Source organism: Rhodococcus sp. LMD (genome assembly GCF_056108245.1).
Map to the genome: position 1 here is coordinate 1,982,434 of NZ_CM148557.1, position 22,806 is coordinate 2,005,239.

At 70.5% G+C, this 22,806-nt stretch carries 19 protein-coding genes; 13 read left to right on the forward strand and 6 right to left on the reverse strand.

Annotated features, from left to right (window positions below; genetic code table 11):
• Nucleotides 1-124 precede the first annotated feature (124 nt).
• The 7 genes from ACWPQI_RS09310 (at nucleotide 125) to ACWPQI_RS09340 (ending at nucleotide 10,716) form a co-directional block, all read left to right on the forward strand.
• Nucleotides 125-1,234 carry an alpha/beta hydrolase family protein gene (locus ACWPQI_RS09310; RefSeq protein ID WP_048773877.1) on the forward strand — a complete coding sequence of 370 codons (1,110 nt, stop codon included), beginning with the start codon at nucleotides 125-127 and terminating at the stop codon, nucleotides 1,232-1,234.
• 79 nt (nucleotides 1,235-1,313) lie between these two features.
• Nucleotides 1,314-2,450: a lipase family protein gene (locus ACWPQI_RS09315; RefSeq protein WP_119699694.1), complete on the forward strand. Its 1,137-nt coding sequence runs from the start codon at nucleotides 1,314-1,316 to the stop codon at nucleotides 2,448-2,450.
• Between the two features lie 80 nt (nucleotides 2,451-2,530).
• Complete coding sequence (ettA, locus tag ACWPQI_RS09320) at nucleotides 2,531-4,204, forward strand: energy-dependent translational throttle protein EttA (protein WP_017681995.1); 1,674 nt, start codon at nucleotides 2,531-2,533, stop codon at nucleotides 4,202-4,204.
• The gene (locus tag ACWPQI_RS09325) at nucleotides 4,197-4,607 is read left to right on the forward strand and encodes an acyl-CoA thioesterase (RefSeq protein WP_010596396.1); all 411 of its coding nucleotides are present in this window, start codon (nucleotides 4,197-4,199) and stop codon (nucleotides 4,605-4,607) included. Before ettA ends, ACWPQI_RS09325 begins: the two co-directional genes overlap by 8 nt.
• A gap of 108 nt (nucleotides 4,608-4,715) precedes the next feature.
• Complete coding sequence (locus ACWPQI_RS09330) at nucleotides 4,716-9,533, forward strand: NAD-glutamate dehydrogenase (RefSeq protein WP_230831780.1); 4,818 nt, start codon at nucleotides 4,716-4,718, stop codon at nucleotides 9,531-9,533.
• A 51-nt stretch (nucleotides 9,534-9,584) separates the two neighbouring features.
• On the forward strand, nucleotides 9,585-10,019 hold the full coding sequence (locus ACWPQI_RS09335) for an acyl-CoA thioesterase (protein WP_010596399.1): 435 nt from the start codon (nucleotides 9,585-9,587) through the stop codon (nucleotides 10,017-10,019).
• Nucleotides 10,012-10,716 (forward strand): DUF8010 domain-containing protein, encoded by a 705-nt coding sequence (locus ACWPQI_RS09340; RefSeq protein WP_010596400.1) that lies wholly within the window; start codon nucleotides 10,012-10,014, stop codon nucleotides 10,714-10,716. The genes ACWPQI_RS09335 and ACWPQI_RS09340 overlap by 8 nt, the downstream gene beginning before the upstream one ends.
• Before the next feature lie 47 nt (nucleotides 10,717-10,763).
• On the opposite strand, the gene ACWPQI_RS09345 is transcribed toward ACWPQI_RS09340, so the two are convergent.
• Complete coding sequence (locus ACWPQI_RS09345) at nucleotides 10,764-12,353, reverse strand: glycoside hydrolase family 13 protein (RefSeq protein ID WP_017681997.1); 1,590 nt, start codon at nucleotides 12,351-12,353, stop codon at nucleotides 10,764-10,766.
• A gap of 64 nt (nucleotides 12,354-12,417) precedes the next feature.
• Complete coding sequence (locus ACWPQI_RS09350) at nucleotides 12,418-12,810, reverse strand: globin (protein ID WP_124259071.1); 393 nt, start codon at nucleotides 12,808-12,810, stop codon at nucleotides 12,418-12,420.
• A gap of 174 nt (nucleotides 12,811-12,984) precedes the next feature.
• Here ACWPQI_RS09350 and ACWPQI_RS09355 point away from each other — a divergent pair, with 174 nt between their 5' ends.
• The 3 genes from ACWPQI_RS09355 to ACWPQI_RS09365 all read left to right on the forward strand — a co-directional run bounded on the left by ACWPQI_RS09355 (nucleotide 12,985) and on the right by ACWPQI_RS09365 (nucleotide 14,399).
• Nucleotides 12,985-13,608: an HNH endonuclease gene (locus ACWPQI_RS09355; protein ID WP_010596404.1), complete on the forward strand. Its 624-nt coding sequence runs from the start codon at nucleotides 12,985-12,987 to the stop codon at nucleotides 13,606-13,608.
• 64 nt (nucleotides 13,609-13,672) lie between these two features.
• Nucleotides 13,673-13,936, forward strand: a complete 264-nt coding sequence (gene ctaJ, locus ACWPQI_RS09360; protein WP_003937126.1) for an aa3-type cytochrome oxidase subunit CtaJ — start codon at nucleotides 13,673-13,675, stop codon at nucleotides 13,934-13,936.
• The gene (locus ACWPQI_RS09365) at nucleotides 13,923-14,399 is read left to right on the forward strand and encodes a DUF5130 family protein (RefSeq protein ID WP_026138056.1); all 477 of its coding nucleotides are present in this window, start codon (nucleotides 13,923-13,925) and stop codon (nucleotides 14,397-14,399) included. Before ctaJ ends, ACWPQI_RS09365 begins: the two co-directional genes overlap by 14 nt.
• Nucleotides 14,400-14,481: 82 nt before the next feature.
• Here the strand turns inward: ACWPQI_RS09365 and pepN are convergent, their stop codons facing one another.
• Both pepN and ACWPQI_RS09375 read right to left on the reverse strand, forming a co-directional pair.
• Nucleotides 14,482-17,064 carry an aminopeptidase N gene (gene pepN / locus ACWPQI_RS09370; protein ID WP_203011688.1) on the reverse strand — a complete coding sequence of 861 codons (2,583 nt, stop codon included), beginning with the start codon at nucleotides 17,062-17,064 and terminating at the stop codon, nucleotides 14,482-14,484.
• A gap of 62 nt (nucleotides 17,065-17,126) precedes the next feature.
• Nucleotides 17,127-18,371 carry an NAD(P)/FAD-dependent oxidoreductase gene (locus ACWPQI_RS09375; RefSeq protein WP_474738774.1) on the reverse strand — a complete coding sequence of 415 codons (1,245 nt, stop codon included), beginning with the start codon at nucleotides 18,369-18,371 and terminating at the stop codon, nucleotides 17,127-17,129.
• A 139-nt stretch (nucleotides 18,372-18,510) separates the two neighbouring features.
• Between ACWPQI_RS09375 and ACWPQI_RS09380 the strand changes: the two genes are divergently transcribed.
• From ACWPQI_RS09380 to ACWPQI_RS09390, 3 genes are all read left to right on the forward strand, one after another.
• Nucleotides 18,511-19,131, forward strand: coding sequence for a mycothiol-dependent nitroreductase Rv2466c family protein (locus ACWPQI_RS09380; RefSeq protein ID WP_059174766.1), 621 nt, complete (start codon nucleotides 18,511-18,513; stop codon nucleotides 19,129-19,131).
• 84 nt (nucleotides 19,132-19,215) lie between these two features.
• Entirely contained in the window at nucleotides 19,216-19,695 is a 480-nt protein-coding gene (locus tag ACWPQI_RS09385) for a ribose-5-phosphate isomerase (protein WP_010596409.1), read from the forward strand.
• 20 nt (nucleotides 19,696-19,715) lie between these two features.
• Nucleotides 19,716-20,513, forward strand: coding sequence for an Fpg/Nei family DNA glycosylase (locus ACWPQI_RS09390; protein WP_210062791.1), 798 nt, complete (start codon nucleotides 19,716-19,718; stop codon nucleotides 20,511-20,513).
• On the opposite strand, the gene ACWPQI_RS09395 is transcribed toward ACWPQI_RS09390, so the two are convergent.
• Together ACWPQI_RS09395 and ACWPQI_RS09400 are read right to left on the reverse strand one after the other, a co-directional pair.
• Entirely contained in the window at nucleotides 20,510-21,301 is a 792-nt protein-coding gene (locus ACWPQI_RS09395) for a hypothetical protein (protein WP_010596411.1), read from the reverse strand. The genes ACWPQI_RS09390 and ACWPQI_RS09395 overlap by 4 nt on opposite strands.
• Before the next feature lie 50 nt (nucleotides 21,302-21,351).
• Nucleotides 21,352-22,725: a wax ester/triacylglycerol synthase domain-containing protein gene (locus ACWPQI_RS09400; RefSeq protein WP_010596412.1), complete on the reverse strand. Its 1,374-nt coding sequence runs from the start codon at nucleotides 22,723-22,725 to the stop codon at nucleotides 21,352-21,354.
• Between the last annotated feature and the right edge of the window lie 81 nt (nucleotides 22,726-22,806).

Genomic DNA, 22,806 nt, shown 5'->3' on the forward strand with positions numbered 1-22,806 from the left:
GGTGCCGGATCGCACCGTCGCAGCGGCCGGCACGCCGTCCCCGACCGCGCGTCGTCGTCGCGGGGAGACCCGAGGGGATCCGTGGACGAGCCGAGTCCGTCGTGAGACGGGGGTACGCCGGGCGGTGTGGACGGTCTGCGCGTCGTCGGCCGTGTTGTTCCCGGCCGGACTGTGCCCGCCCGTCGCGGTCGCCGAACCGGTGCCCGGGGCGGTGATGTCCGTGGAGCCGCTGCCACCCGAGCTGTCCGTGCCGGGCGCTGCGGTCGCGGAGCGGCTCACCTACCGCACCCAGTGGCGCTCCGGTGCCGCCGCCGTCGACACCGGGGTGCTGTTCCTGCCGCCGGGCCCGACACCCGAGGGTGGCCGTCCGGTGGTGTCGTGGGCCCACGGCACCGTCGGTCTCGGCGACGACTGTGCCCCGTCGCGCAACCCACGCGTCGACCGGGAACAGCGGTATCTCGCGCACTGGCTGTCGCAGGGCTACGCCGTGGTGGCCGCCGACTACCCCGGACTCGGCACCGACGGCCTGCACACATATCTCGACGGGCCCACGGCCGCGAACAGCGTGATCGACATCGTGCGGGCGGCGCGCGCAGTGGAGCCGTCCCTGTCGCCCCGCTGGGTCGTCGTCGGTCAGTCGCAGGGCGGGCACGCGGCGCTGCACACCGCGCACCGGGCCACGGCGCGCGCGCCGGAGCTCGACTTCCGCGGCGCGGTCGCCACCGGTGCGCCGTCCAACCTCGAGCTGCTGTTCCCGTTCGGTGTGCCCGGCTTCCCCGACCTCGACCTCGACGGGCTCGTCTCGTTCAGCGCGTACATCATGGCCGGTCTGCGGACGGCCCGTCCCGACGTCGATGTGAACAGCTACCTCACGCCCGTCGGACGCGAACTCGTCGATGCCGCCGAGCGCCTCTGCTACAGCGAGCTCGAGGACCGCGCCGCCGGTGTGGCCGTCGGGCAGCTGTTGTCCCGGCCGCTCGGTGACGACCGGATGCGCGCCACGCTCGCGGACTACCTCGGCGTCCCGGCCCGCGGTTACGACCGGCCCCTGTTCCTGGGCCAGGGCCTGGAGGACCGGATGGTGCCGGCCCCGTTGTCGTTCAAGCTCGTCGCCGACCTGTGGGCCGGCGGCGCCGACGTCGACTACCGCACCTATCCGGCCGACCACTTCGCCACCCTCTTCGAGGCCCTCCCCGACACCACGAGGTTCGTCACCGCCCGATTCGTCCGGTAACGCCGGACGGTCGGGGACCGACGTGCGAGGTGGTGCCTGCCGACGACCGGCACGCGCGTCGGACGAGCGGAGGACTTTCATGGGCCGGACCAGGCGGTGGCGATGGGCGCTGTGTGCGGTCGGTGCGGTGCTGGCGGGCGGGCTCACTCCGCCCGTCGCCGGGGCCGAACCCGCAGCCGCCGACCCCGGCGCGATCGTCTCGGTCGAACCGTTGCCACCCGAACTGTCGGTGTCCGGCGCCGCGGTCGCCCAGCGGCTCACGTACCGCACCGAGTGGCGCTCCGGTGCGCCGGCCGTCGGCACCGGAGTGCTGTTCGTGCCTCCGGGCCCGGCCCCGGAGGGCGGCCGGCCGGTGATCTCCTACGCCCACGGCACCGTCGGCATCGGCGACGACTGCGCACCGTCGCGGAATCCGCGCGCCGACGTCGAGCGCGCGTACCTCGAACACTGGCTAGCCCAGGGGTACGCCGTCGTGGCGGCCGACTACCCGGGACTGGGCACCGACGGCGTCCACACCTACCTCGACGGCCAGAGCGCCGCCAACAGCGTCGTCGACATCGTGCGCGCGGGCCGTGCCGCCGAGCCGTCGCTGTCGCCGCGGTGGGTCGTCGTCGGCCAGTCGCAGGGCGGGCACGCCGCGCTGCACACCGCACACCGGGCCTCGTTGCGGGCGCCGGAACTCGACTTCCGCGGCACGGTCACCACCGGGGCGCCGTCCAACCTCGAGCGGCTGTTCCCCTTCGGCGGGCCCGGATTCCCCGATCCGGGTTTCGAAGGTCTGGTCGCGTTCAGCTCCTACATCTTCGCCGGACTCCGCGCCGCCCATCCCGACCTGGACGTGAACAGCTACCTGACCCCCACCGGGCGGGAGTTCGTCGATGCGGCCGAACGACTCTGCTACAACGAGCTCGACGCGCTCGCCGGCGACGTCCGGGTCGGCGACCTCGCGGCGCGGCCCCTGTCCGAAGGCCCCTTTCCCGCCGTGTTCACCGACTACCTCGGCGTCCCGACCAGCGGGTACGACCGCCCCATGTTCCTCGCCCAGGGCATCCACGACACGATGGTCCCCGCGCCGTTGTCGGCCGGGCTCGCAGCCGACCTGCTGGCGGCGGGTGCCGACATCGACTATCGGGTGTACGTCGCCGGCCACAACACGACCATGACCCGTTCCCTGCCCGACACCACCCCGTTCGTGGCGCGGCTGTTCGCCTCGTAGCCGGGCCGCTTCCGGGTCTTACCGACCGGGCCGGTCGTCCGGGATGTGGTGTCCGCGGGTCGGCCCGATACGCTGGACCTATGGCGGAGTTCATTTACACGATGAAGAAGGTGCGCAAGGCGCACGGTGACAAGGTCATTCTCGACGACGTCACCATGAGCTTCTACCCGGGTGCCAAGATCGGTGTGGTCGGACCGAACGGCGCGGGCAAGTCGTCCATCCTCAAGATCATGGCCGGGCTGGACCAGCCCAGCAACGGGGAGGCCTTCCTCGATCCCGAAGCCTCCGTCGGCATCCTCCTGCAGGAACCGCCGCTCAACGAGGACAAGACCGTCCGCGGCAACGTGGAGGAGGGTCTCGGCGAGATCAAGGTCAAGCTCGACCGGTTCAACGAGATCGCCGAGCTGATGGCGACCGACTACTCCGACGAGCTCATGGAGGAGATGGGCAAGCTCCAGGAGGAACTCGACCACGCCAACGCCTGGGACATCGACTCGCAGCTCGAGCAGGCGATGGACGCCCTGCGCTGCCCGCCGCCGGACGAGCCGGTCACCCACCTGTCGGGCGGTGAGCGCCGCCGCGTCGCCCTGTGCAAGCTGCTGCTGAGCAAGCCCGACCTGCTGCTGCTCGACGAGCCCACCAACCACCTCGACGCCGAGTCGGTGCTGTGGCTCGAGCAGTTCCTCGCGAGCTACCCCGGTGCCGTCCTCGCCGTCACCCACGACCGGTACTTCCTCGACCACGTCGCGCAGTGGATCTGTGAGGTCGACCGCGGCAAGCTGCACCCGTACGAGGGCAACTACTCCACCTACCTGGAGAAGAAGGCCGAGCGCCTCGAGGTGCAGGGCAAGAAGGACCAGAAGCTGCAGAAGCGCCTGCGCGAGGAGCTCGAGTGGGTCCGGTCCGGGGCCAAGGCCCGCCAGACCAAGAACAAGGCCCGTCTCGCCCGCTACGAGGAGATGGCCGCCGAGGCCGAGAAGTTCCGCAAGCTGGACTTCGAGGAGATCCAGATCCCGACGCCGCCGCGCCTGGGCGACGTCGTGGTCGAGGTCGACCACCTCGACAAGGGGTTCGAAGGCCGCGTGCTGATCAAGGACCTGTCCTTCACGCTGCCGCGCAACGGCATCGTCGGCGTGATCGGCCCCAACGGCGTCGGCAAGACCACCCTGTTCAAGACCATCGTCGGCCTCGAGAAGCCGGACTCCGGCACCGTGAGGGTCGGCGACACCGTCAAGCTGAGCTACGTCGACCAGTCCCGCGCGAACATCGACCCGAACAAGACGGTCTGGGAGGTCGTGTCCGACGGGCTCGACTACATCGAGGTCGGCCAGAACGAGATGCCCTCACGGGCGTACGTCAGCGCCTTCGGCTTCAAGGGACCGGATCAGCAGAAGAAGGCCGAGGTGCTCTCCGGTGGCGAGCGCAACCGCCTCAACCTGGCGCTGACCCTCAAGGAGGGCGGCAATCTGATCCTGCTCGACGAGCCGACCAACGACCTCGACGTCGAAACCCTCAGCTCGCTCGAGAACGCGCTGCAGAAGTTCCCCGGCTGTGCCGTCGTGATCTCCCACGACCGCTGGTTCCTCGACCGCACCTGCACCCACATCCTCGCGTGGGAGGGCAACGTCGAGGAGGGCAAGTGGTTCTGGTTCGAGGGCAACTTCGAGTCGTACGAGGCCAACAAGGTCGAGCGGCTCGGAGCGGAGGCGGCGCGTCCGCACCGCGTCACCCACCGGAAGCTCACCCGTGACTGAGCGGAAGACCTTCACCTGCACGCTGGAGGTGCGCTGGGCCGACTCCGACCGCCTCGGGCACGTCAACAACACGAAGTTCGTGGAGTACATGCAGGAAGCCCGGATCAAGTTCCTGCAGAGCGGCCCGTTCGCGCGCGGCGCCGTGGTGGTGCGGAAGATGGACGTGGAGTTCCTGCGTCCGCTCAAGGACGACTCCGGTCCGATCACCGTCGCCATCTCGGTACTGCATGTGGGCAACAGCTCGTACACCCTGCGGCACGTGATCACCGATGTGCAGGGCCACCCGTGCGGCTCCGGGGACGCGGTGCTCGTCGGGTTCGACCCGCGCACGGAGACCGCCCGGCCGCTGTCCGCCGAGGAGCGGGCGGTTCTCGAGGAGTACGTCGCCGCCCCGGTCGCCTGACCGCCCGGCGCGGGATTCCCCCCTCACACCCGGCGCCGCGGATAGGCTCGCACCAGAGCCTGTCCGCGGCGCTGCCGGTTTCCGGCCGCGAATGAGGGAGTGAGCACCATGGCCGAGTCCGCCCCACCCCACGGGGTTTCGCCGAACCGGCAGCTCGCGGCATCCGCTCTCGAGGACAGCTACCGGCGCTACGCGGACACCGTCGACGCCCCCGAGCGCGCCCTGGCCGCTCACCTGGACCTCGGCCGGCAGCGGCACGAGGCCGAGGTCCTGACCCGCGTCTACCGGCCCGGCGACCGATGGGACATCGGTGCCGCCCTGCAGATCGTCACCGACGACATGCCCCTGCTCGTCGAATCCGTCATCGCGCTGCTGACCCGGCTCGGCGTCGCCATCCGCGAACTTGTCCATCCCGTCGTGTCCGTCCGGCGCGACGAGGACGGCGGCCTGCGCGAGATGGTGGCCGACACGACGCCCCCGTCCGGCTTCGTCACCGAGTCGTGGATACACGTCCAGTTGCATCCGGCCACCGCCGAGGCCGCCCTCGACGCGGTCGGCACCGAGATCGGGGGCGTGCTCGCCGACGTCCGGCAGGTCGGCGCGGACACCGCCGAAATGCTCGTCCGGGAACGCGATCTCGCCACCGAACTCGACGCGCTCGCCGAGAACCCGCCGCCGCGGCGCGCCGCGGAGGATCTGCGGGAGACGGCGGCGCTGCTGCGCTGGTTCGCGCGGGGCAACTACACCGTCCTCGGCTATCGGCGCTACGACGTCGTCGCCGACGCCTCGGGAACGCGCCATGCCCGCGCCGTGCCGGGCAGCGGACTCGGGGTGCTGCGCTCCGACCTGGCCGCCGACGACGTGATCGACATGTCGGCAACGGTCGAGGCCGCCGACCGCCCGCTGCTGGTGCTCACCCAGGCGTCCCTGCCTGCCACGGTGCACCGCTCGGTGTACCCGTACTTCGTGGGAGTCGCCGTTCTCGACTCCGACGGCCGGGTCGTCGGCGAGCACCGGTTCCTCGGTGTGCTCGCCGTGACCGCGCTGCACGAGAACGTGCTCGACATTCCGGTGCTGGCCCGGCGGGTACGAGAGGTGGTGGCCCGCGCCGGCGTGGAACTGTCGTCGTTCACCGGACAGGCCATGCTCGAGGTGCTGCAGGCGCTGCCCCGGGTGGAACTGTTCTCCGCCGACACCGAGACCCTCCACGAGACCGTCACCGCGGTCGTCGCGATGCGCCGGCAACTGCGGCTGTTCGTGCGGGTCGATCCCTACGGCCGCTTCGTCTCGTGCCTGATCTACCTGCCCCGTGACCGCTACAACACCCGCGTGCGGGTCGCGATGCAGCAGATCCTGCTGCGCGAGTACGGCGGAGGTGCCATCCACTACACCGCCCGGGTCACCGAGGGCGATCTGGCGTTGCTGCACGTGACCATCCGGACGCCGCCGGGCCAGGCCCTGCCGCGGATCGACACCTCCGAGGACAATCGGCTGCGCATCCAGGCCCTGCTCGCCGAGGCCAGCCGCAGCTGGGACGATCACCTCGCCGACCTGGCCGCCACCGACCACACCGTCGATCCCGTGCTCGTGCAGCGGTACGCGGAGGTGCTGCCCGACGGCTACAAGGAGGACTTCGACGCAGACCGGGCGCTGGCCGACATCGCCCGTCTCGAGGCGCTGCGGGACGGCAGCATCGACCTGCTGCTGTACCGGCGGCCCGGCGCCGACCCACGGCGTTGGCGTTTCACGCTCTACATCGGCAGTGAGGGCATCACCCTCAGCCAGGTGCTGCCGGTGCTGCAGAGCCTCGGCGTCGAGGTACTCGACGAGCGGCCGTACCAGATCATCCGCGCCGACCGGATGAGCTGCTGGATCTACGATTTCGGACTGGTCCTGCCCGTCGACCTCGAACCCGACCCGAAGGTGACCACCCGCTTCACCGCGGCGTTCGCCGCCGTGTGGCACGGACTGTCGGAACCGGACCGGTTCAACGAACTGGTCCTGCGGGCCGGAATGGGCTGGCGGCAGGCCATGATGCTGCGCGCCTACGCCAAGTACCTGCGGCAGGCCGGCTTCCCCTACAGCCAGTACCACATCGAAGGAGTCCTGCTCGCCGACCCGGCCACCACCGCGCTGCTCGCGGAGCTGTTCGAGGCGATGTTCGACCCGGCCGAGGCGTCCGCCGACCGCGAGCAGGACACCACCGCCGAACTGGCCGGCCGGATCGACGCCGTCGTCGGTCTCGACGCCGACCGGATCCTGCGCGGCCTCTTCGGCCTGATCCGGGCGACGTTGCGTACCAACTACTTCGTGTCGGGCGACGACGGGGCCGTCCCGCCCGCACGCGCCGACGCCGCACCCGCCCGGGCCCTGTCGTTCAAACTCGACCCGACCCGCATCGACGAGTTGCCCCAGCCGCGACCGAAGTTCGAGGTGTTCGTCTACGCCCCCGACGTCGAGGGTGTGCACATGCGTTTCGGGGCGGTCGCCCGCGGTGGCCTGCGCTGGTCGGACCGGCGGGAGGACTTCCGCACCGAGATCCTCGGTCTCGCGAAAGCGCAGGCCGTGAAGAACGCCGTCATCGTCCCCGTCGGCGCCAAGGGAGGCTTCGTGGTCAAGCGTCCGGTCTCGCCGACCGGCGATGCGGCCGCCGACCGGCAGGCCGTGCGCGCGCAGGGCGAGGCCTGCTACCGGCGGTTCATCGCCGGTCTGCTCGACGTCACCGACAACCTCGACCGCGCCCGGGGCGTGGCCGTGCCGCCGCCGCGGGTCGTCCGCCGCGACGGCGACGACACCTACCTCGTGGTCGCCGCCGACAAGGGCACCGCCACCTTCTCCGACCTCGCCAACGAGGTCGCCCGCGAGTACGGGTTCTGGCTCGGCGACGCCTTCGCCTCCGGCGGCTCCGCCGGCTACGACCACAAGGCGATGGGCATCACCGCCCGCGGAGCCTGGGAGAGCGTCAAGCGGCACTTCCGTGAACTGGGCGTCGACACCCAGAGCGAGGACTTCACCGTCGCCGGCATCGGCGACATGAGCGGCGACGTGTTCGGCAACGGAATGCTCCTGAGCACGCACATCCGGTTGGTGGCCGCGTTCGACCATCGGCACATCTTCCTCGATCCCGATCCGGAGCCCGCCGCTTCGTACGCCGAGCGGCGCCGCCTGTACGAGCTGCCCCGTTCGTCGTGGGCCGACTACGACACGGACCTGATAAGCACCGGCGGCGGGGTATGGGAGCGCTCCCTCAAGTCCGTCCCCCTCAGCGCCGAGGTGCGGAGCGTGCTCGGACTCGACAACGACGTCACCGAGCTCTCGCCCCCCGAACTGATCCGCGCGATCCTGCGCGCCCCGGTGGACCTGCTGTGGAACGGTGGCATCGGCACGTACGTCAAGGCCGCTCCCGAAACCGACGCCGACGTGGGCGACAAGAGCAACGACGCGGTCCGCGTCAACGGCGGCACCCTCCGCGCCCGGGTGGTGGGGGAGGGCGGCAACCTCGGCGTCACCCAGCGCGGCCGCATCGAGTACGCCCGGGCCGGCGGCAAGATCAACACCGACGCGATCGACAACTCCGCCGGGGTCGACTGCTCCGACCACGAGGTCAACATCAAGATCCTGCTCGACTCGATGGTCACCGCCGGCGCGCTCGCCGCCGCCGACCGCAATCCGCTGCTCGAATCCATGACCGACGAGGTCGGGCGAATCGTCCTCGAGGACAACATTTCCCAGAACAACCTGCTCGGCTACTCCCGCACCGGCGCCCCCACGATGCTCGCGGTGCACCAGCGGCTGATCGCCGATCTCGTCGCCGAGCGCGGGATCGACCGGTCCCTCGAGGCGCTGCCCGGCGACGCCGAGATCGAGCGGCGCCGCCTCGAAGGTGAGGGACTCACCTCGCCGGAGCTGTCCACCCTGCTCGCCCACGTCAAACTCGCCCTCGCCGACGACCTGCTCGACACCGACCTGCCCGACAGCGAGACCTTCGCCGGACGGCTACCCGGCTATTTCCCGAGGCAACTGCGCGAACCCTTCCGCGCCGGCATCCGGTCCCACCCCCTGCGCCGGCAGATCGTCGCGACCATCCTCGCCAACGAGACCGTCGACAACGGCGGGATCAGCTACGTCTACCGGCTCTCCGAGGAGGCCGGCGCATCGAGCACCGACGCCATCCGCGCCTACGCCGCCGTCACCGAGATCTTCGACCTGCCCGGCGTGTGGGCCCGCATCCGCTCCGCCGACACGACCACGGCCGTCGCCGACGACCTGCTGCTCGAATCGCACCGCGTCCTCGACCGGGCGTCGCGGTGGCTGCTGTCGAACCGGCCGCAACCTCTGGCCGTCGGCGCCGAGATCAGCCGGTACCGGGCGATGTTCGCGCGGCTCGCCCCCCGCGTGGGGGAGTGGATGCAGGGTCACCACGTGCAGGACCTGAAGGAGCGCGCCGAGCCGCTGCTCGCGCGCGGCGCCCCCGAGGAGTTGACGTGGGACGTGTTCCGCCTCCTCGACCAGTTCCCGCTGCTGGACGTGATCGACATCGCCGACATCGCCGAACGGGACGAGGCCGAGGTCGCCGAGCTGTACTACGCGATGGACGCGCACATGGGGATCGACTGGCTGCTCTCGGCGGTGACGTCCCTCGAACGCGGCGACCGCTGGCACTCGCTGGCGCGGCTCGCCCTGCGCGACGAGCTGTACGGGTCGCTGCGCACGCTCACCCTCGACGTGCTCGCCACGGCCGAACCCGGCGAGAGCACCCGCGAGATGATCGAGGACTGGGAGCTGACCAACGGCTCGCGGCTCGGCCGCGCGAGGTCGGCGCTCGAGGAGATCTTCCTGTCTGGAAACCTGGACCTCGCGACGCTGTCCGTGGCGGCGCGTCAGGTCAGGAGCATGGTGCGCGCCGGCGCACCCGACAGGAGGTAGACAGTTGAAGCACGCCGGGGCCGACCACCGTGGAGCCGTGGGGACCGCGCAGTGAGCGACGCGACCGAACAGTTCGGCTTCCACACCGCGGTGGAGGTCCGCTGGTCCGACATGGACGCGTTCCAGCACATCAACCACGCGCGCATGGTCACCCTCCTCGAGGAGGCCCGCATCCCGTGGTTGTTCGCCGACGGCCGGCCCACCGTGAACCTGCGGGAAGGCGCCGTGATCGCCGACCTGCACGTGCGGTACCGCGGCCAGTTGCGGCACGAGGACAGCCCCCTGGACGTGCTGATGTGGATCGAGCGGGTGCGGGCGGTCGACTTCACCATCGGCTACGAGGTCCGGCCCGGTGGTGCGCCGGCCGACGCCACGGCCTCCGTCGTCGCCTCGACCCAGATCGCGGCGTTCGACATCGGAACCCAGCGGCTGCGCCGGCTCACCGATCCCGAACGCGAGTACCTGCAACGGTGGCGTCGTGACTGACGCCGTCGGAGCGGCCGGGACGGCACCCGAACGGTGGTTGCAGATCCCGGACCCCGTCGACCGCGCCGACCTCGTCGCGTTCCTCACCCGTGCGGTCCGTCTCGACGAGGCCGCCGTGGTGCGGCTGCGGCAACGGCGCGACGGCCTCCTCTCGGCCTGGGTGAACACCGGATTCGATGCCCTCGCCGTCCGGGTGCTGCGCGGCACGGTCGCCCCGCCGGACACGACCGTCGCCGCGGACGGGCTGCGCGCGATCCTCGTCGCCGCCGGCGACGACGGGGTGGATCCCGGGTGGGCGATGGACTCGGTGTGGCGCGGCGCGCTGCCCCCGGAAACCGGGTACGTCCACCTCGACGACGTTCCCGCCCGCATTCTCGTCGACCTCGCGCAGCGCGGCGTCGCGCTCAGCCGCGAGCAGGGACAGGGACCGCCGTCGTCGCTGCTCGCGCAGGAGGTGCTCGAGGTCGCCGGCGGGGGAGAGCGGGCCGGGGTGCCGATGCGGCTGGTGTTCGCGCTCAACGCGATGGGGTTCGTGCCCACCGGCGGCGCCCGCGCGACGGCGGAGATCGACCTGGACCGGATCGATCCGGCCGAGGTGGTGCGCGTGCGGGCGACGGCGACGTGGCTGCGGCTCGACGCCCGCTACGGATCGGTCTACCTCCGTCGCGGGGGCGGTCTCGGCCTCAGCGTGCGCTGACGCCGCCGGCACCAGGGTGAGTGGCCCGGTCGGCGTGCAGTGTGCCGTCAGATCAGCCACGCCGCGCAGTTGCCGCGCAGCTGTCCGTCCACGAGCGGAGCGCTGGACAGGATCACCGTGCCCGGCGGCATCTCCACCGGGTGCTCGGTGGTGTTGAGGGCGCAGATCAGCCCCCCGGGCCGGCGGAAGGCCAGGCATCCGGGTGGGCTGCCGTACCACTCCACGTCGGGGCCGTCGAACTCCGGCCGTCGCCGTCGCGCCTCGAGCGCCGCCCGGTACAGCGACAGGGTGGACGAGACATCCTCGAGTTGCGCCTCGACGGTCAGCTCGGACCACTCGTCCGGTTGCGGCAGCCACGTCTGTGCTGCGGTGGTGAAGCCGAACGGCGGCCGGGCGCCCTCCCACGGCATCGGCACCCGGCACCCGTCCCGGCCGCGGTCGGTGTGCCCCGACCGCTCCCACACCGGGTCCTGCAGCACCTCCTCGGGCAGGTCGTCGACGTTGGGCAGACCGAGTTCGGCACCGTTGTAGAGGAAGGCCGCGCCGGGCAGTGCCAGCTCGACGAGGATCATCGCCCGCGCGCGGTCGCGCCCGAGCGGCCCGCCGCCGTAGCGGGTCACCTCACGCTCGATGTCGTGATTGGACAGCGTCCACGTCGCGACCCCACCGATGGGTGCGACCGCGGCGAGCGACGTGTCGATCGCCTCCCGGATCCGGGCGGCGTCCCAGCTCGCGAGTGCCAGATGGAAGTTGAATGCCAGGTGCAGTTCGTCGGGGCGCAGGTACTCCGAGAACAGCACATGGTCGTGCACCCAGATCTCGCCGACGGCCACCGCGTCCGGGTACTCGTCGAGCACCGTGCGGATCCGGCGGTGGATGTCGTGGACCTCGGCGTTGTTGAAGCGGGGATCGTCGTCGAAGTGCCGCAGCAGCCGGTTCTGTTCCCAGTGGTCGAAGTCGGGCAGCCCGCCGGGTTTGGCCATGCCGTGCGCGACGTCGATGCGGAAGCCGTCGACGCCGCGGTCGAGCCAGAAGCGCAGGGTCTTCTCCAGGTCCTCGAACACCTCGTCGTTGCGCCAGTTCAGGTCCGGCTGCTCCGGCGCGAACAGGTGCAGGTACCACTGGCCGGGCGCGCCGTCGGGGTCGGTCACGCGGGACCATGCGGGGCCGCCGAACACACTCGGCCAGTTGTTCGGCGGCAGGTCGCCGTTCGGCCCGCGTCCGTCCCGGAAGTGGTAGCGGGCCCGCGCGGGGCTGCCGGGCGCGGCGGCCAGGGCCTCCCGGAACCAGGGATGTTCGGAGCTCGTGTGGTTGGGGACCAGGTCCATCACGACACGGATCCGGCGCGCGTGCGCGGCCTCGATCAGGGCGTCGAGGGCGGCCAGGTCGCCGAACAGGGGGTCGACGTCGCGCGGATCGGACACGTCGTAGCCGTGGTCGGCCATCGGGGAGCGCATCACCGGGTTCAGCCAGATCGCGTCGACTCCCAGCAGCTCCAGGTATCCGAGCTTGTCGCGGATCCCGTCGAGGTCGCCGACGCCGTCTCCGTCGGAGTCGGCGAACGAGCGGGGGTACACCTGGTAGAAGACGGCGTCCGCCCACCAGCGTTGTTCAGGGGTGCCGGGGGGAGTGCTCACAGCCACCCATAGTGCCAAACCGACAGGTGGGCCACGACTCGAATGTCGCCGCCCCGGCCCGTCGTCAGATCGGCGAGTTCATCATCGAGTCCGCCGCCATCTCCATGTACGCGATCAACTGGCTGCGGTGCGCCTCGTCGAGCGTCTGCGAATCGATCGAGGCGATGGCGGTGTGCATGCAGCGCAACCAGGCGTCGCGTTCGAGCGGACCGATCCGGAACGGGTGGTGGCGCATCCGCAGCCGCGGGTGCCCGCGCTCGTCCGAGTAGGTGCGCGGTCCGCCCCAGTACTGCTCGAGGAACATCCGCATGCGACGTTCCGCGGGCCCGAGGTCCTCCTCGGGGTACAGCGGGCGGACGATCTCGTCCTTGGCCACTTCCTCGTAGAACCGCGCCGTGAGCTTGTGGAAGGTCTCGGCGCCGCCGACCGCGTCGTAGAAGGTCTGCTCGTCACTCATGGGTTCTGCTCACCGTTCCTCTCGCTCGTCCATTGTGCCGGTTCGGTGGGGACGCGCCCGAGCCGCATGTCGCCGGTACCGGATGTTCACCTCCGCGACCCGGAAAGTCCGCAGAATCGGGGTGCGACGTGCGTAGATCCGTGGTCAACTTGTGAGCAGTCTTCCGGAGGTCGTATGAAGCACCGACGCAGCGCACATCGACAACTCCCGCCCGCCGACGCCCCCACCGGGGCGCCGGGGGCCAACTCCCTGTGTGTCGTACGCGACGACGCCGTCCCGGATTGGGTCAAACGCCGCGTACTTCTGCTCAATGCCACCTACGAGCCGCTCACCGCGTTGCCCGCCCGTCGTGCGGTCGTGCTCATGGCCGGCGGCAAGGCCGACACCGTGCACGACGACCCGCTCGGCCCGTTGGTGCGCTCCGCGGAGTGGGCCGTGCAGATCCCGTGGGTGATCCGCCTGCGGACCTTCGTGCACGTGCCGTACCACGCGCGGGTGCCGATGACGCGTGCCGCGCTCATGCACCGCGACCGGAATCGGTGCGCCTACTGCGGCGCCAAGGCCGAGACCATCGACCACGTGGTGCCACGCAGCCGCGGTGGGGAACACTCGTGGGAGAACTGTGTGGCGTGCTGCGCGTCGTGCAATCACCGCAAGGCCGACAAGCTGCTCAGCGAACTCGGCTGGACGCTGCGCGCCGCGCTCGTGCCCCCCAAGGGCAGGCACTGGCGGCTGCTGGCGACGCTGCCGGAGCTGCATCCGACCTGGTTGCCGTACCTCGGCGAGGGCGCGGCCTGACCGACGTCGCCGCAAGTCGGGGCAAGCGCGCCGGGATCGGACATGCTGGGCTACCGTTTGCTGTGTGAGCATTCTCGAGACAACCCTCATATTCGTTGCCATCCCGGTGGCGATCATCGTGATATTCGGGGTCTTCTCCGTCTTCACGAAGCCGATTCCGGGCACGCGGCCCGCCGAGTACAAGCTCGGGGAGAAGTGGGACCACGAGCCGATGCTGTGGAGCGCGGTCGACGAGGTCACCACGCACGGCCATCACGGTGGGCATCATGAACTCGTCGCCGGCGCGCCGGTCGACCCGATCGGAGGTAGGGCAAGTGGCAAGTGGTGACGTGATGCACAGCCGGACGGCGGTCGCTCCCGCGGAGCTGCCGTACGGTGCGGCCCTGACGTCGAGCGGCCGTATCTCCCGGACCCGTGTCCTCGACGGCCTGTTCGAGGGCCCGCCGTTCAGCGACCGCGACATGATCGCTCTCGACGATGCGCTCACCGAGGCCACCCGGGCGACGAAGGTGCGCTTCAACGTGTACGTCGCGGACGCCGCAGATCCCGCGATCACGACCGACGCGGTGTTCCCGACCACGCCGGAATCGTCGAACTCGGTGCTCATCGCCGTGTACCCGAACCAGCGCGCCATCGAGATCCGCAGCGGACGCGGCGTCGCCGACCGCGTCGACAACCGGATCGCGCAGCTCGGCGTGACCGCGGCGATCTCGTCGTTCGGCCAGGGCGACCTGATCGACGGCATCGTCAGTGCGATCCGCGTGATGGCGAACGCGATCACCGCGCCGTAGAGCCCCTCGTTGCTGTGGCCGAATGTCACATCGGGTCGATTCCGTCGACCGGATGTGACATTCGGCCACACGCGTAGGGCGGCTAGGACGCGTCGAACGCCCGGGCCTTCAGCGACCGGACGATCCCCGCGCGACCCTCGCTGATCAGCCGGCGCAGGGCCGGCGGGTGATCACCGGCGAGGAACTCGTCGGCCGCCGCCACCGACGACTCGCTGATCGACCACGACGGGTACAGCCCCACGACGACGGTCTGCGCGACCTCGCTGGAGCGGCGCTCCCACACGCCCGGCACGTCGGCGAAGTACCGCGCGACGTACCGTTCGAGCAGCTCACCCTGTCCGGCCGGCGCGAAGCCGCCGATGATCGCGCGAGCGGTGATGTTCGGAATCGAATCGTCGCCCACCACCGTCTCCCACACCTGCTCCTTGACGGCCTCCTGCGGCCGCGCCGCCCGCGCGGTGGCGGCCTGCCGCGCGCCGGCAGCCGTCGGATCTCGCTCGGCCTCGGCATCGATGAACGGCGACTCCACCCCCTCGGCGTCGATCTCGCCGGCCGCGGCCAGCGCCTGCACGATCCGCCACCGCAGATCCGTGTCGACGACCAGTCCGGCCAGCCCGACGTTCGCCGGATCGGCACCGAGCAGCTCGCCGAGCACCTCGGTGTGCCACGGCGCGAGCCGGGCCGTGGTCAACGCGTTGACGAACGCGAGCTGATGATCCGAGCCCGGCTGCGCCTCGCGGGCCAGTTCCAGCAGCCGGTTCGCGTAGTCGTTCCAGCCCCGCTCGGTCGCCCAGCCGGGGTCGGCGTAGCTGCCGAGCGCGGTGTGCGCCTGCATCAGCAACCGCTGCACCACGCCGACCTCCGTCTCGGTCGCGATACCGCGCTGCACCAGCGCCACGAAGTCGCGGGCCTTCATCTCGGCCTGCCGGGTCATCTCCCATGCGGCGGACCATGCCAAGGTGCGTGGCAACGGCTCGGCGATGTCGCCGATCCGGTCCGTCAGCACCTCGAGCGACCGGGGATCGAGACGCACCGAGCAGTAGGTGAGGTCGTCGTCGTTGACGAGCACGAGCCGGCCGCGGTCCACGCCGACGAGTTCCGGCACCTCGGTGCGCTCGGTGGCGTCGAGATCGATCTCGACGCGGTGCGTGCGGAGCAGCTTGCCCGAGCCGTCGTCGTCGTAGACCCCGATCGCGAGCCGGTGCACCCGATGTTCCCCGGCGCCCGGATCGGCACCCTCCTGGATCACCGCGAAACGGGTGAACCGCCCGTCGTCGTCGACGTCGAAGTCGGGACGCAGGATGTTCAGGCCGGTGGTCTTGAGCCACTGCGCGCCCCATCCCGACAGGTCCCGGCCGGACGACTTCTCCAGCGCCGCGAGCAGGTCGTCGAACGTGGCATTGGCGAAGGCGTGCTCGCGGAAGTACTCCCGCAGGCCCGCCAGGAACGGTTCCTCCCCGACGTAAGCGACGAGCTGCTTGAGCACGGACGCGCCCTTGGCGTAGGTGATGCCGTCGAAGTTGACCTCCACCGCCGCGAGGTCGGGGATGTCCGCGGCGATCGGATGGGTCGAGGGCAGCTGGTCCTGGCGGTAGGCCCACGACTTCTCGACGTTCGCGAACGTGGTCCACGCGTTCGTGTACTCGGTGGCCCGCGACTGGCACAGCACCGACGCGAAGGTCGCGAACGACTCGTTGAGCCACAGGTCGTCCCACCAGCGCATGGTCACCAGGTCGCCGAACCACATGTGCGCCATCTCGTGGAGTACGGTCTCGGCGCGGCGTTCGTACGAGTAGCGGGTGACCTTGGAGCGGAAGACGTAGTCCTCGAGGAACGTCACCGCGCCGGCGTTCTCCATCGCGCCGGCATTGAACTCGGGGACGAACAGCTGGTCGTACTTGCCGAACGCGTAGGGCAGGCCGAAGTTCTCGTGGTAGAACGCGAAGCCCTGCTTGGTTTCGGTGAACAGCCGGTCGGCGTCCATGAACTCCGCCAGCGAGGCGCGGCAGTAGATGCCGAGGGGGATGGTGCCGTGTTCGTCGGTGTAGACGTCGGTCCACTGCGCGTACGGCCCGGCGATCAGCGCGACGAGGTAGGTGCTCATCCGCGGGGTGGTACGGAAGACGTGCCGGCCCGGCTCCGCGGTGACGTTGTGCACGGTCTCGGAGTTGGAGATCACCGACCAGTCCGCCGGCGCGGTCACCGCGATGTCGAACGTGGCTTTCAGGTCCGGCTGGTCGAAGCACGCGAACATCCGCTTCGCGTCGGCGGTCTCGAACTGCGAGTACAGGTAGACCGCGTCGTCGGTGGGGTCGACGAACCGGTGCAGGCCCTCGCCGGTGTTCGTGTAGAGGCAGTCCGCCTCGACGGTGAGTTCGTTGCGCGCGGCCAGTCCGCTCAGCGCGATCCCGTTCTCCTCGGTGTATCCGGAGACGTCGACGGACTTGCCGTTGAGGGTGGCCGAGTGCACGGACTGCGCGATCAGGTCGACGAAGGTCGACGCACCGTCCGTGGCGTCGAATGTGATGGTGGTGGTCGAACGGAACGTGGTCGTTCCCGCAGCGCCCGCGCCGTCGGTCAGATCCAGCTCGATGCGGTAGTTGTCGACGGTCAGGACCGCGGACCGCTCGGCCGCCTGCTCGCGGGTCAGATTCGGTGGTGCCACGGAAGACTCCTTCTCAAGACGGGATGCGACTCGGGTGCCATCCCATCATGTGAGGGACCGGTTCACCCGGCGACCTCCGCGAGGGGCACCTGCGGATCGGAGAGTCGGTGCGGGTCGACGGATTCGCCGGAGGAGATCAGCGCGCGGATGTCGTCGCCCGCGTCCCAGATGTTGACGTTCATCCCGGCGCGGACCCGGCCGGCCGCGTCGAGCCAGAACGCGAGGAACTGCCGGGAGCCGACGTCGCCGCGGGTGATCACCCGCGCCTCGGCGGGTGCGTGCCCGACGTACTCCATGCCCAGGTCGTACTGGTCGGTGAAGAAGTAGGGCAGGCGGTCGTAGGAGGCGGGCCGGCCCAGCATGGTGGCGGCCGCCACGTCGGGCTGGTTGAGCGCGTTGGCCCAGTGTTCGACCCGGATCCGGGTCCGCAGCAGCGGATGCTCGGCGGCGGCGATGTCGCCGACCGCGACGATGTCGGGATCGCTCGTCGCGAGAGACGCATCGACTGCCACGCCGTCGCTCGCCACGGTCAGTCCCGCGTCGCGGGCGAGTTCGACGTTGGGCTGCGCCCCCACGGCGACGAGGACCGCGTCGGCCCGGATCTCGGTGCCGTCGCCGAGGCGCAGGCCGGTGGCACGGCCTTCGACGGTGAGGATCTCCGACACCGTCGTCGACAGACGCAGGTCCACACCGTGGCTCCGGTGCAGGTCCGCGAACACGGCGCCCATCTGCTCGCCGAGTGCGCCGGACAGCGGCTGGGCGGCGGCTTCGACGACGGTCACGTCGGCGCCGTGTCCGCGCGCCCCGGCAGCGATCTCGAGACCGATCCAGCCGGCGCCGACGATCGCCAGGCGCGGCGCCGGACCCTCGTCGCGGCGGACGGCCGCGAGCAGCGCGTCGGACTGCTCGACGGTGCGCAGCATATGCACGCCCGCGGCGTCGATGCCTGGCAGCAGGATCCGTCGCGGGCGCGAACCCGTCGCGAGGGCGAGCTTGTCGTAGCGCACGGTGGAACCGTCGGGCAGGGTGACGGTGTGGGCTCCCGGGTCGAGGGCGGTGACGGTGACGCCGAGTTCGACCTCGACCCGGTGGTCGCGGTACCAGTCACCGTGCTGCACGGTGAAGTCTTCGAGCCGTTTCGTACCGGCGAAATACTCCTTCGACAGCGGAGGCCGCTCGTAGGGGAGGTGCTCCTCCGCACCCAGGAGAAGGATCCGGCCGGGGAAGTCCCGGGCGCGCAGCTGCTCGGCCGTCTTGGCTCCGGCGAGCCCACCACCGACGATGACGAAGAGCTTCTCGTTGGACATCGCGCATCCCCGTTCCGTGCGGCACCGGTCCTTCGACGGTACGTCGGTGGAGGCGCGGGAACCGGCGGTTCGGGAAGAATCCGACGACGACCGGCGTTGAATCGGACCGTAGTCCGAATTTCTGCAGCGAGGAGACCCCGTGAGCGACCCGATCTCGAAGGACACCGCCGACTTCTGGTTCGACCCGTTGTGCCCCTGGTGCTGGATCACCTCGCGCTGGATCCTGGAGGTGGCGCAGGTCCGCGACATCGAGGCGAAGTTCCACGTGATGAGCCTTGCCGTGCTCAACGAGGGCAACGACGACCTGCCCGAGAACTACCGGGAACTGATGACCAGGGCATGGGGCCCGGTGCGCGTGGCGATCGCCGCGGCGCAGAAGTACGGCGACGAGGTCCTCGAACCGCTGTACACGGCGATGGGCACGCAGATCCACGACGAGGGCAACAAGGACTTCCCGGCGGTGATCGCCAAGTCCCTCGCCGACCTGGGCCTGGATCCGGACCTCGCGCGAGCGGCCGAGACCGACGCCTACGACGAGGCGCTGCGCACCAGCCACGCCGCCGGCATGGACGCGGTCGGTCCGGATGTCGGCACGCCGACCATCCACGTCAACGGCGTGGCATTCTTCGGTCCGGTCCTCTCGCGGATCCCGCGCGGCGAGGAGGCAGGGCGGATGTGGGACGGGGTGGTGGCCATGGCGTCGTACCCGCACTTCTTCGAACTCAAGCGCACGCGCACCGAGGACCCGAGCTTCGAGTAGGCGCCTTCGGCGCCGGTGTGTCCTTTGGGCGGCTACAGCCGCCCAAAGGACACACCGGCGGCGCAGCCGCCTATTCTCGACGCCATGCGCGTTTACCTGGGTGCCGACCACGCCGGCTTCGAACGTAAGAACCAGATCATCGAACACCTCACCGCCAACGGCCACGAGGCCGTCGACTGTGGCGCGTACGAGTACGACGCCCTCGACGACTACCCGGCGTTCTGCATCGAGGCCGCGCGCCGCGTCGTCGCCGACGAAGGCAGCCTCGGCATCGTTCTCGGCGGCAGCGGCAACGGCGAGCAGATCGCGGCGAACAAGGTGCCGGGTGCCCGCTGTGCCCTCGCGTGGAGCGTGGAGACCGCCAAGCTGGCCCGCGAGCACAACAACGCGCAGCTCATCGGCATCGGTGGGCGCATGCACAGCCTCGAGGACGCCTTGGCCATCGTCGACGCGTTCGTCGCCACCCCGTGGTCGGGGGAGGAACGGCACCAGCGGCGCATCGACATCCTGAGCGAGTACGAGAAGACCGGGCAGGCCCCGGAAGTTCCCGGCGCGCCGTCCTGACGAACGGAGCCTGATCGACCGTGCCGGAGGGACCATCCCTGCACCGGCTCGCCCGGTTGCACCAGCGGCGTTTCTCGGGTGCGCCCCTGCGGGTGTCGAGCCCGCAGGGGCGCTTCGCCGGCGATGCGGCGCTCGTCGACGGCCGGGTGCTGCTCCGGGCCGAGGCTCTCGGCAAGCATCTGTGGCACCACTACGACAACGGCCTGACGGTGCACGTGCACCTGGGTCTGTACGGCTCGTTCACGGAGGCGCCGGTTCCGATGCCGGACCCGGTCGGGCAGGTACGGATGCGCATGGTCGGCGCCGAGTACGGCACCGACCTGCGCGGTCCGACCGCGTGCGAGGTCCTCACCCCGGACGAGGTGGCGGCGATCGCCGCGCGGATCGGCCCCGACCCGTTGCGGAAGGACTCCGACCCCGAGCGGGCGTGGGCGCGAATCTGCAAGTCCCGCAGTACCATCGGGTCGCTGCTCATGGATCAGTCGGTGATCTCGGGGGTGGGCAACATCTACCGGGCCGAAGTCCTGTTCCGGCACGGCATCCATCCGCAGCGCCCCGGACGTGATCTCACCCGAGCCGAGTTCGACGGCATCTGGGACGATCTCGTCGTGCTGATGCGGACGGGAGTGCGACGCGGCGCGATCCACGTCGTGCGACGCGAACACGACCGCGGGGCACCGGCCTACGCGAAGGGCCGTCCCCGGACCTACGTCTACCGGCGTGCCGGTGAGCCCTGCCGGTTGTGCACCACACCCGTCCTGCACTCGATCATGCAGGGCCGCAACCTGTTCTGGTGCCCCGTCTGCCAGACGGGCTAGAAGTCGAAACCGCCGAAGTCGCCGCCGGCCCCGAAGTCGCCGCCACCGTAGTCACCGCCGCCGTAGTCACCACCGCCGTAGTCACCACCGGCGTCGCCGTAGTCCCCGCCGTCCTGGCCGGCCTCGAGGCCCTGGTCGTATCCGGAGTCGAAGCCCTGCTCGAACGCCTGTGCGTCGTAGGGCACCCCGGCCATGCCGGAGAACATCGCCGAGAACAGCAGCATCGATCCGACGCCCCACGCCCCCGCGACGAGGGCGGGCTTCCACCAGGGCTCGGAGTACCAGCCGGCCGGTACCGGCCGGCCCGCGACGCGACCGCCCGGGAAGTAGTTCGGGGTGCGCGACGACGGGGCCGGTGAGGCCGCCACCTTGCGTCCCTCGAAATCGATCTCTCGGTTCTCGGTCACCCGGCCGGCCGTCTGCTGGCCGTCCAGCGTGGGGATCTCGGGACCGGGATCCATGCCCATCGCGAGACGAGCGGCGCGGATGTAGTACAGCCCCTCGAGAGCGGTCTGCTTGGCCAGCCGCGCCTGCACCGGCGTCCGGGCCTGCTCGATCTGTGATCCGGCGGCGGTGTAGCGCTCGGACGCATCGGCGAGCGCCTGCTTGGATGCGGCGTCCGTGCCGGAGAGGTTGTAGATCTGCCCGCCGAGCCGTTCGATGGCCTGGCGGGCATCGGCCTTCGCGTCGTCGAGTTCGTGGGCTCCGCGCCCCGACTTGTTCCGTTGCGCCGCGGACACCAGGAACACGACGGCGACGAGGACGGCGACGATCAGTAGGAGTTCCACGGCGGTCCCTTCCGGCGGACTGGACGGTCGACGTCCAGCCTACCGGCGGCTCAGGCGTCGAGGACGGCGTGGAATCCGCCGCGCATGCAGTCGTCGAACACCTCGAGGTCGGGAACCGCGCCCGTGTCGAGAGTGAATCCGACGCAGCACGTGTGCAGATACGACATCAGGGTGACGTTGAACGCCGAGCCGAGGGTGGGACCGAACGCGTAGTACCGTTCGACCTTCGCGCCGGCCATGTAGAGCGGCACCGGCGACCCCGGCACGTTCGAGGCGAGGAAGTCGACGTGCTTGAGCATCTCGCCGACGACAGCCGGGGGGAGCAGATTGAGAGGGGTGGCGAGGGCCTGCGCCATCGGCACCGCAGGCTCGTGCCGCCAGCCCTCGACGATCTTGTTCACCTCCTGCATGAGCGTGAGGGGATCGTCGGAACGCACGGGCAGCGGGAAACGCGCGAGGTTGATCCGGTTGCCGCCGAGGGTGTCCTGCTCGGTGCGGATGCTCAGCGGCATCGTGACCCGTAGCTCGTCGACGTCGGTCCCGTGGCGGCGGTGGTAGTCGGCGAGGCCGACGAGGACTGCGGTGAGGAAGGCGCTGTTGAGGGTGGCGCCGCCGCGGTGAGCGGCATCGCGCAGCCGGTCGAGCGGCACGTCGATCACGTGGAGCCGGCGGCTGAGGCTGCGTTGCGTCATGACCGGGGATTCCAGTCGCAGGATCGGGCGCAGGTAACGGGCGACGGACACCGCGACCCCCGCGGCACTACGGGCGGAACCGATCGGGTTCGTCACGACGGCCCGGGTGGTCGGCCAGATCGAGGCCAGCCCACGTCCCGCCAGTCCGCGGAGCTGCGACCAGTCCCAGCCGATCGCCTCGGCGGCCAGGTCCAGGCTGTCCGGGGACTCCGGGGCGGGCGGTTCCGGGGCGGGTTCGCGGGGCGTGCCGTCGCGGTCGAAGTCGACCAGCCGCGCAGTGATCTGCATACCGCCGATTCCGTCGGTGAGCGCGTGGTGCACCTTGATCAGCAGCGCGGCCTGACCGCCGGCGAGTCCGTCGACCACCGTCATCTCCCACAGCGGCCGGTCCTTGTCGAACGCGGCCATGGCCGTGGTCCGAGCGAACTCCAGGACGTCGTCGAAGTTTGCCGGCCCGGGCAGCGAGACCCGGCGCATGTGCCAGGACAGGTCGAAGTTCGCATCCGCGACCCATCGTGGCGGCGCGAGCCCGAAGGGCACCTCGACCACGCGATGGCGGAAGCTGGGCACCTCGCGGGTGCCGCGGTCCATCATCTCGCACAGACGGTCCCAGTCGGGTGAGGCGTCGAGCAGGACGACGGCCACGATCGTCGAGCGCAGCGCGGGGTCGCGCTCCATGCTCCAGGTGAGGTAGTCCGTCTGCTGCATGTGACGGTCGGCTGCGTTGCTCATCTCGGTAACTTCTCACACGGGCCGCCGGGACGATCGGGTTTCGCTCCGTCCGCACCGTCGGACCGGGGACGGCACCACGGC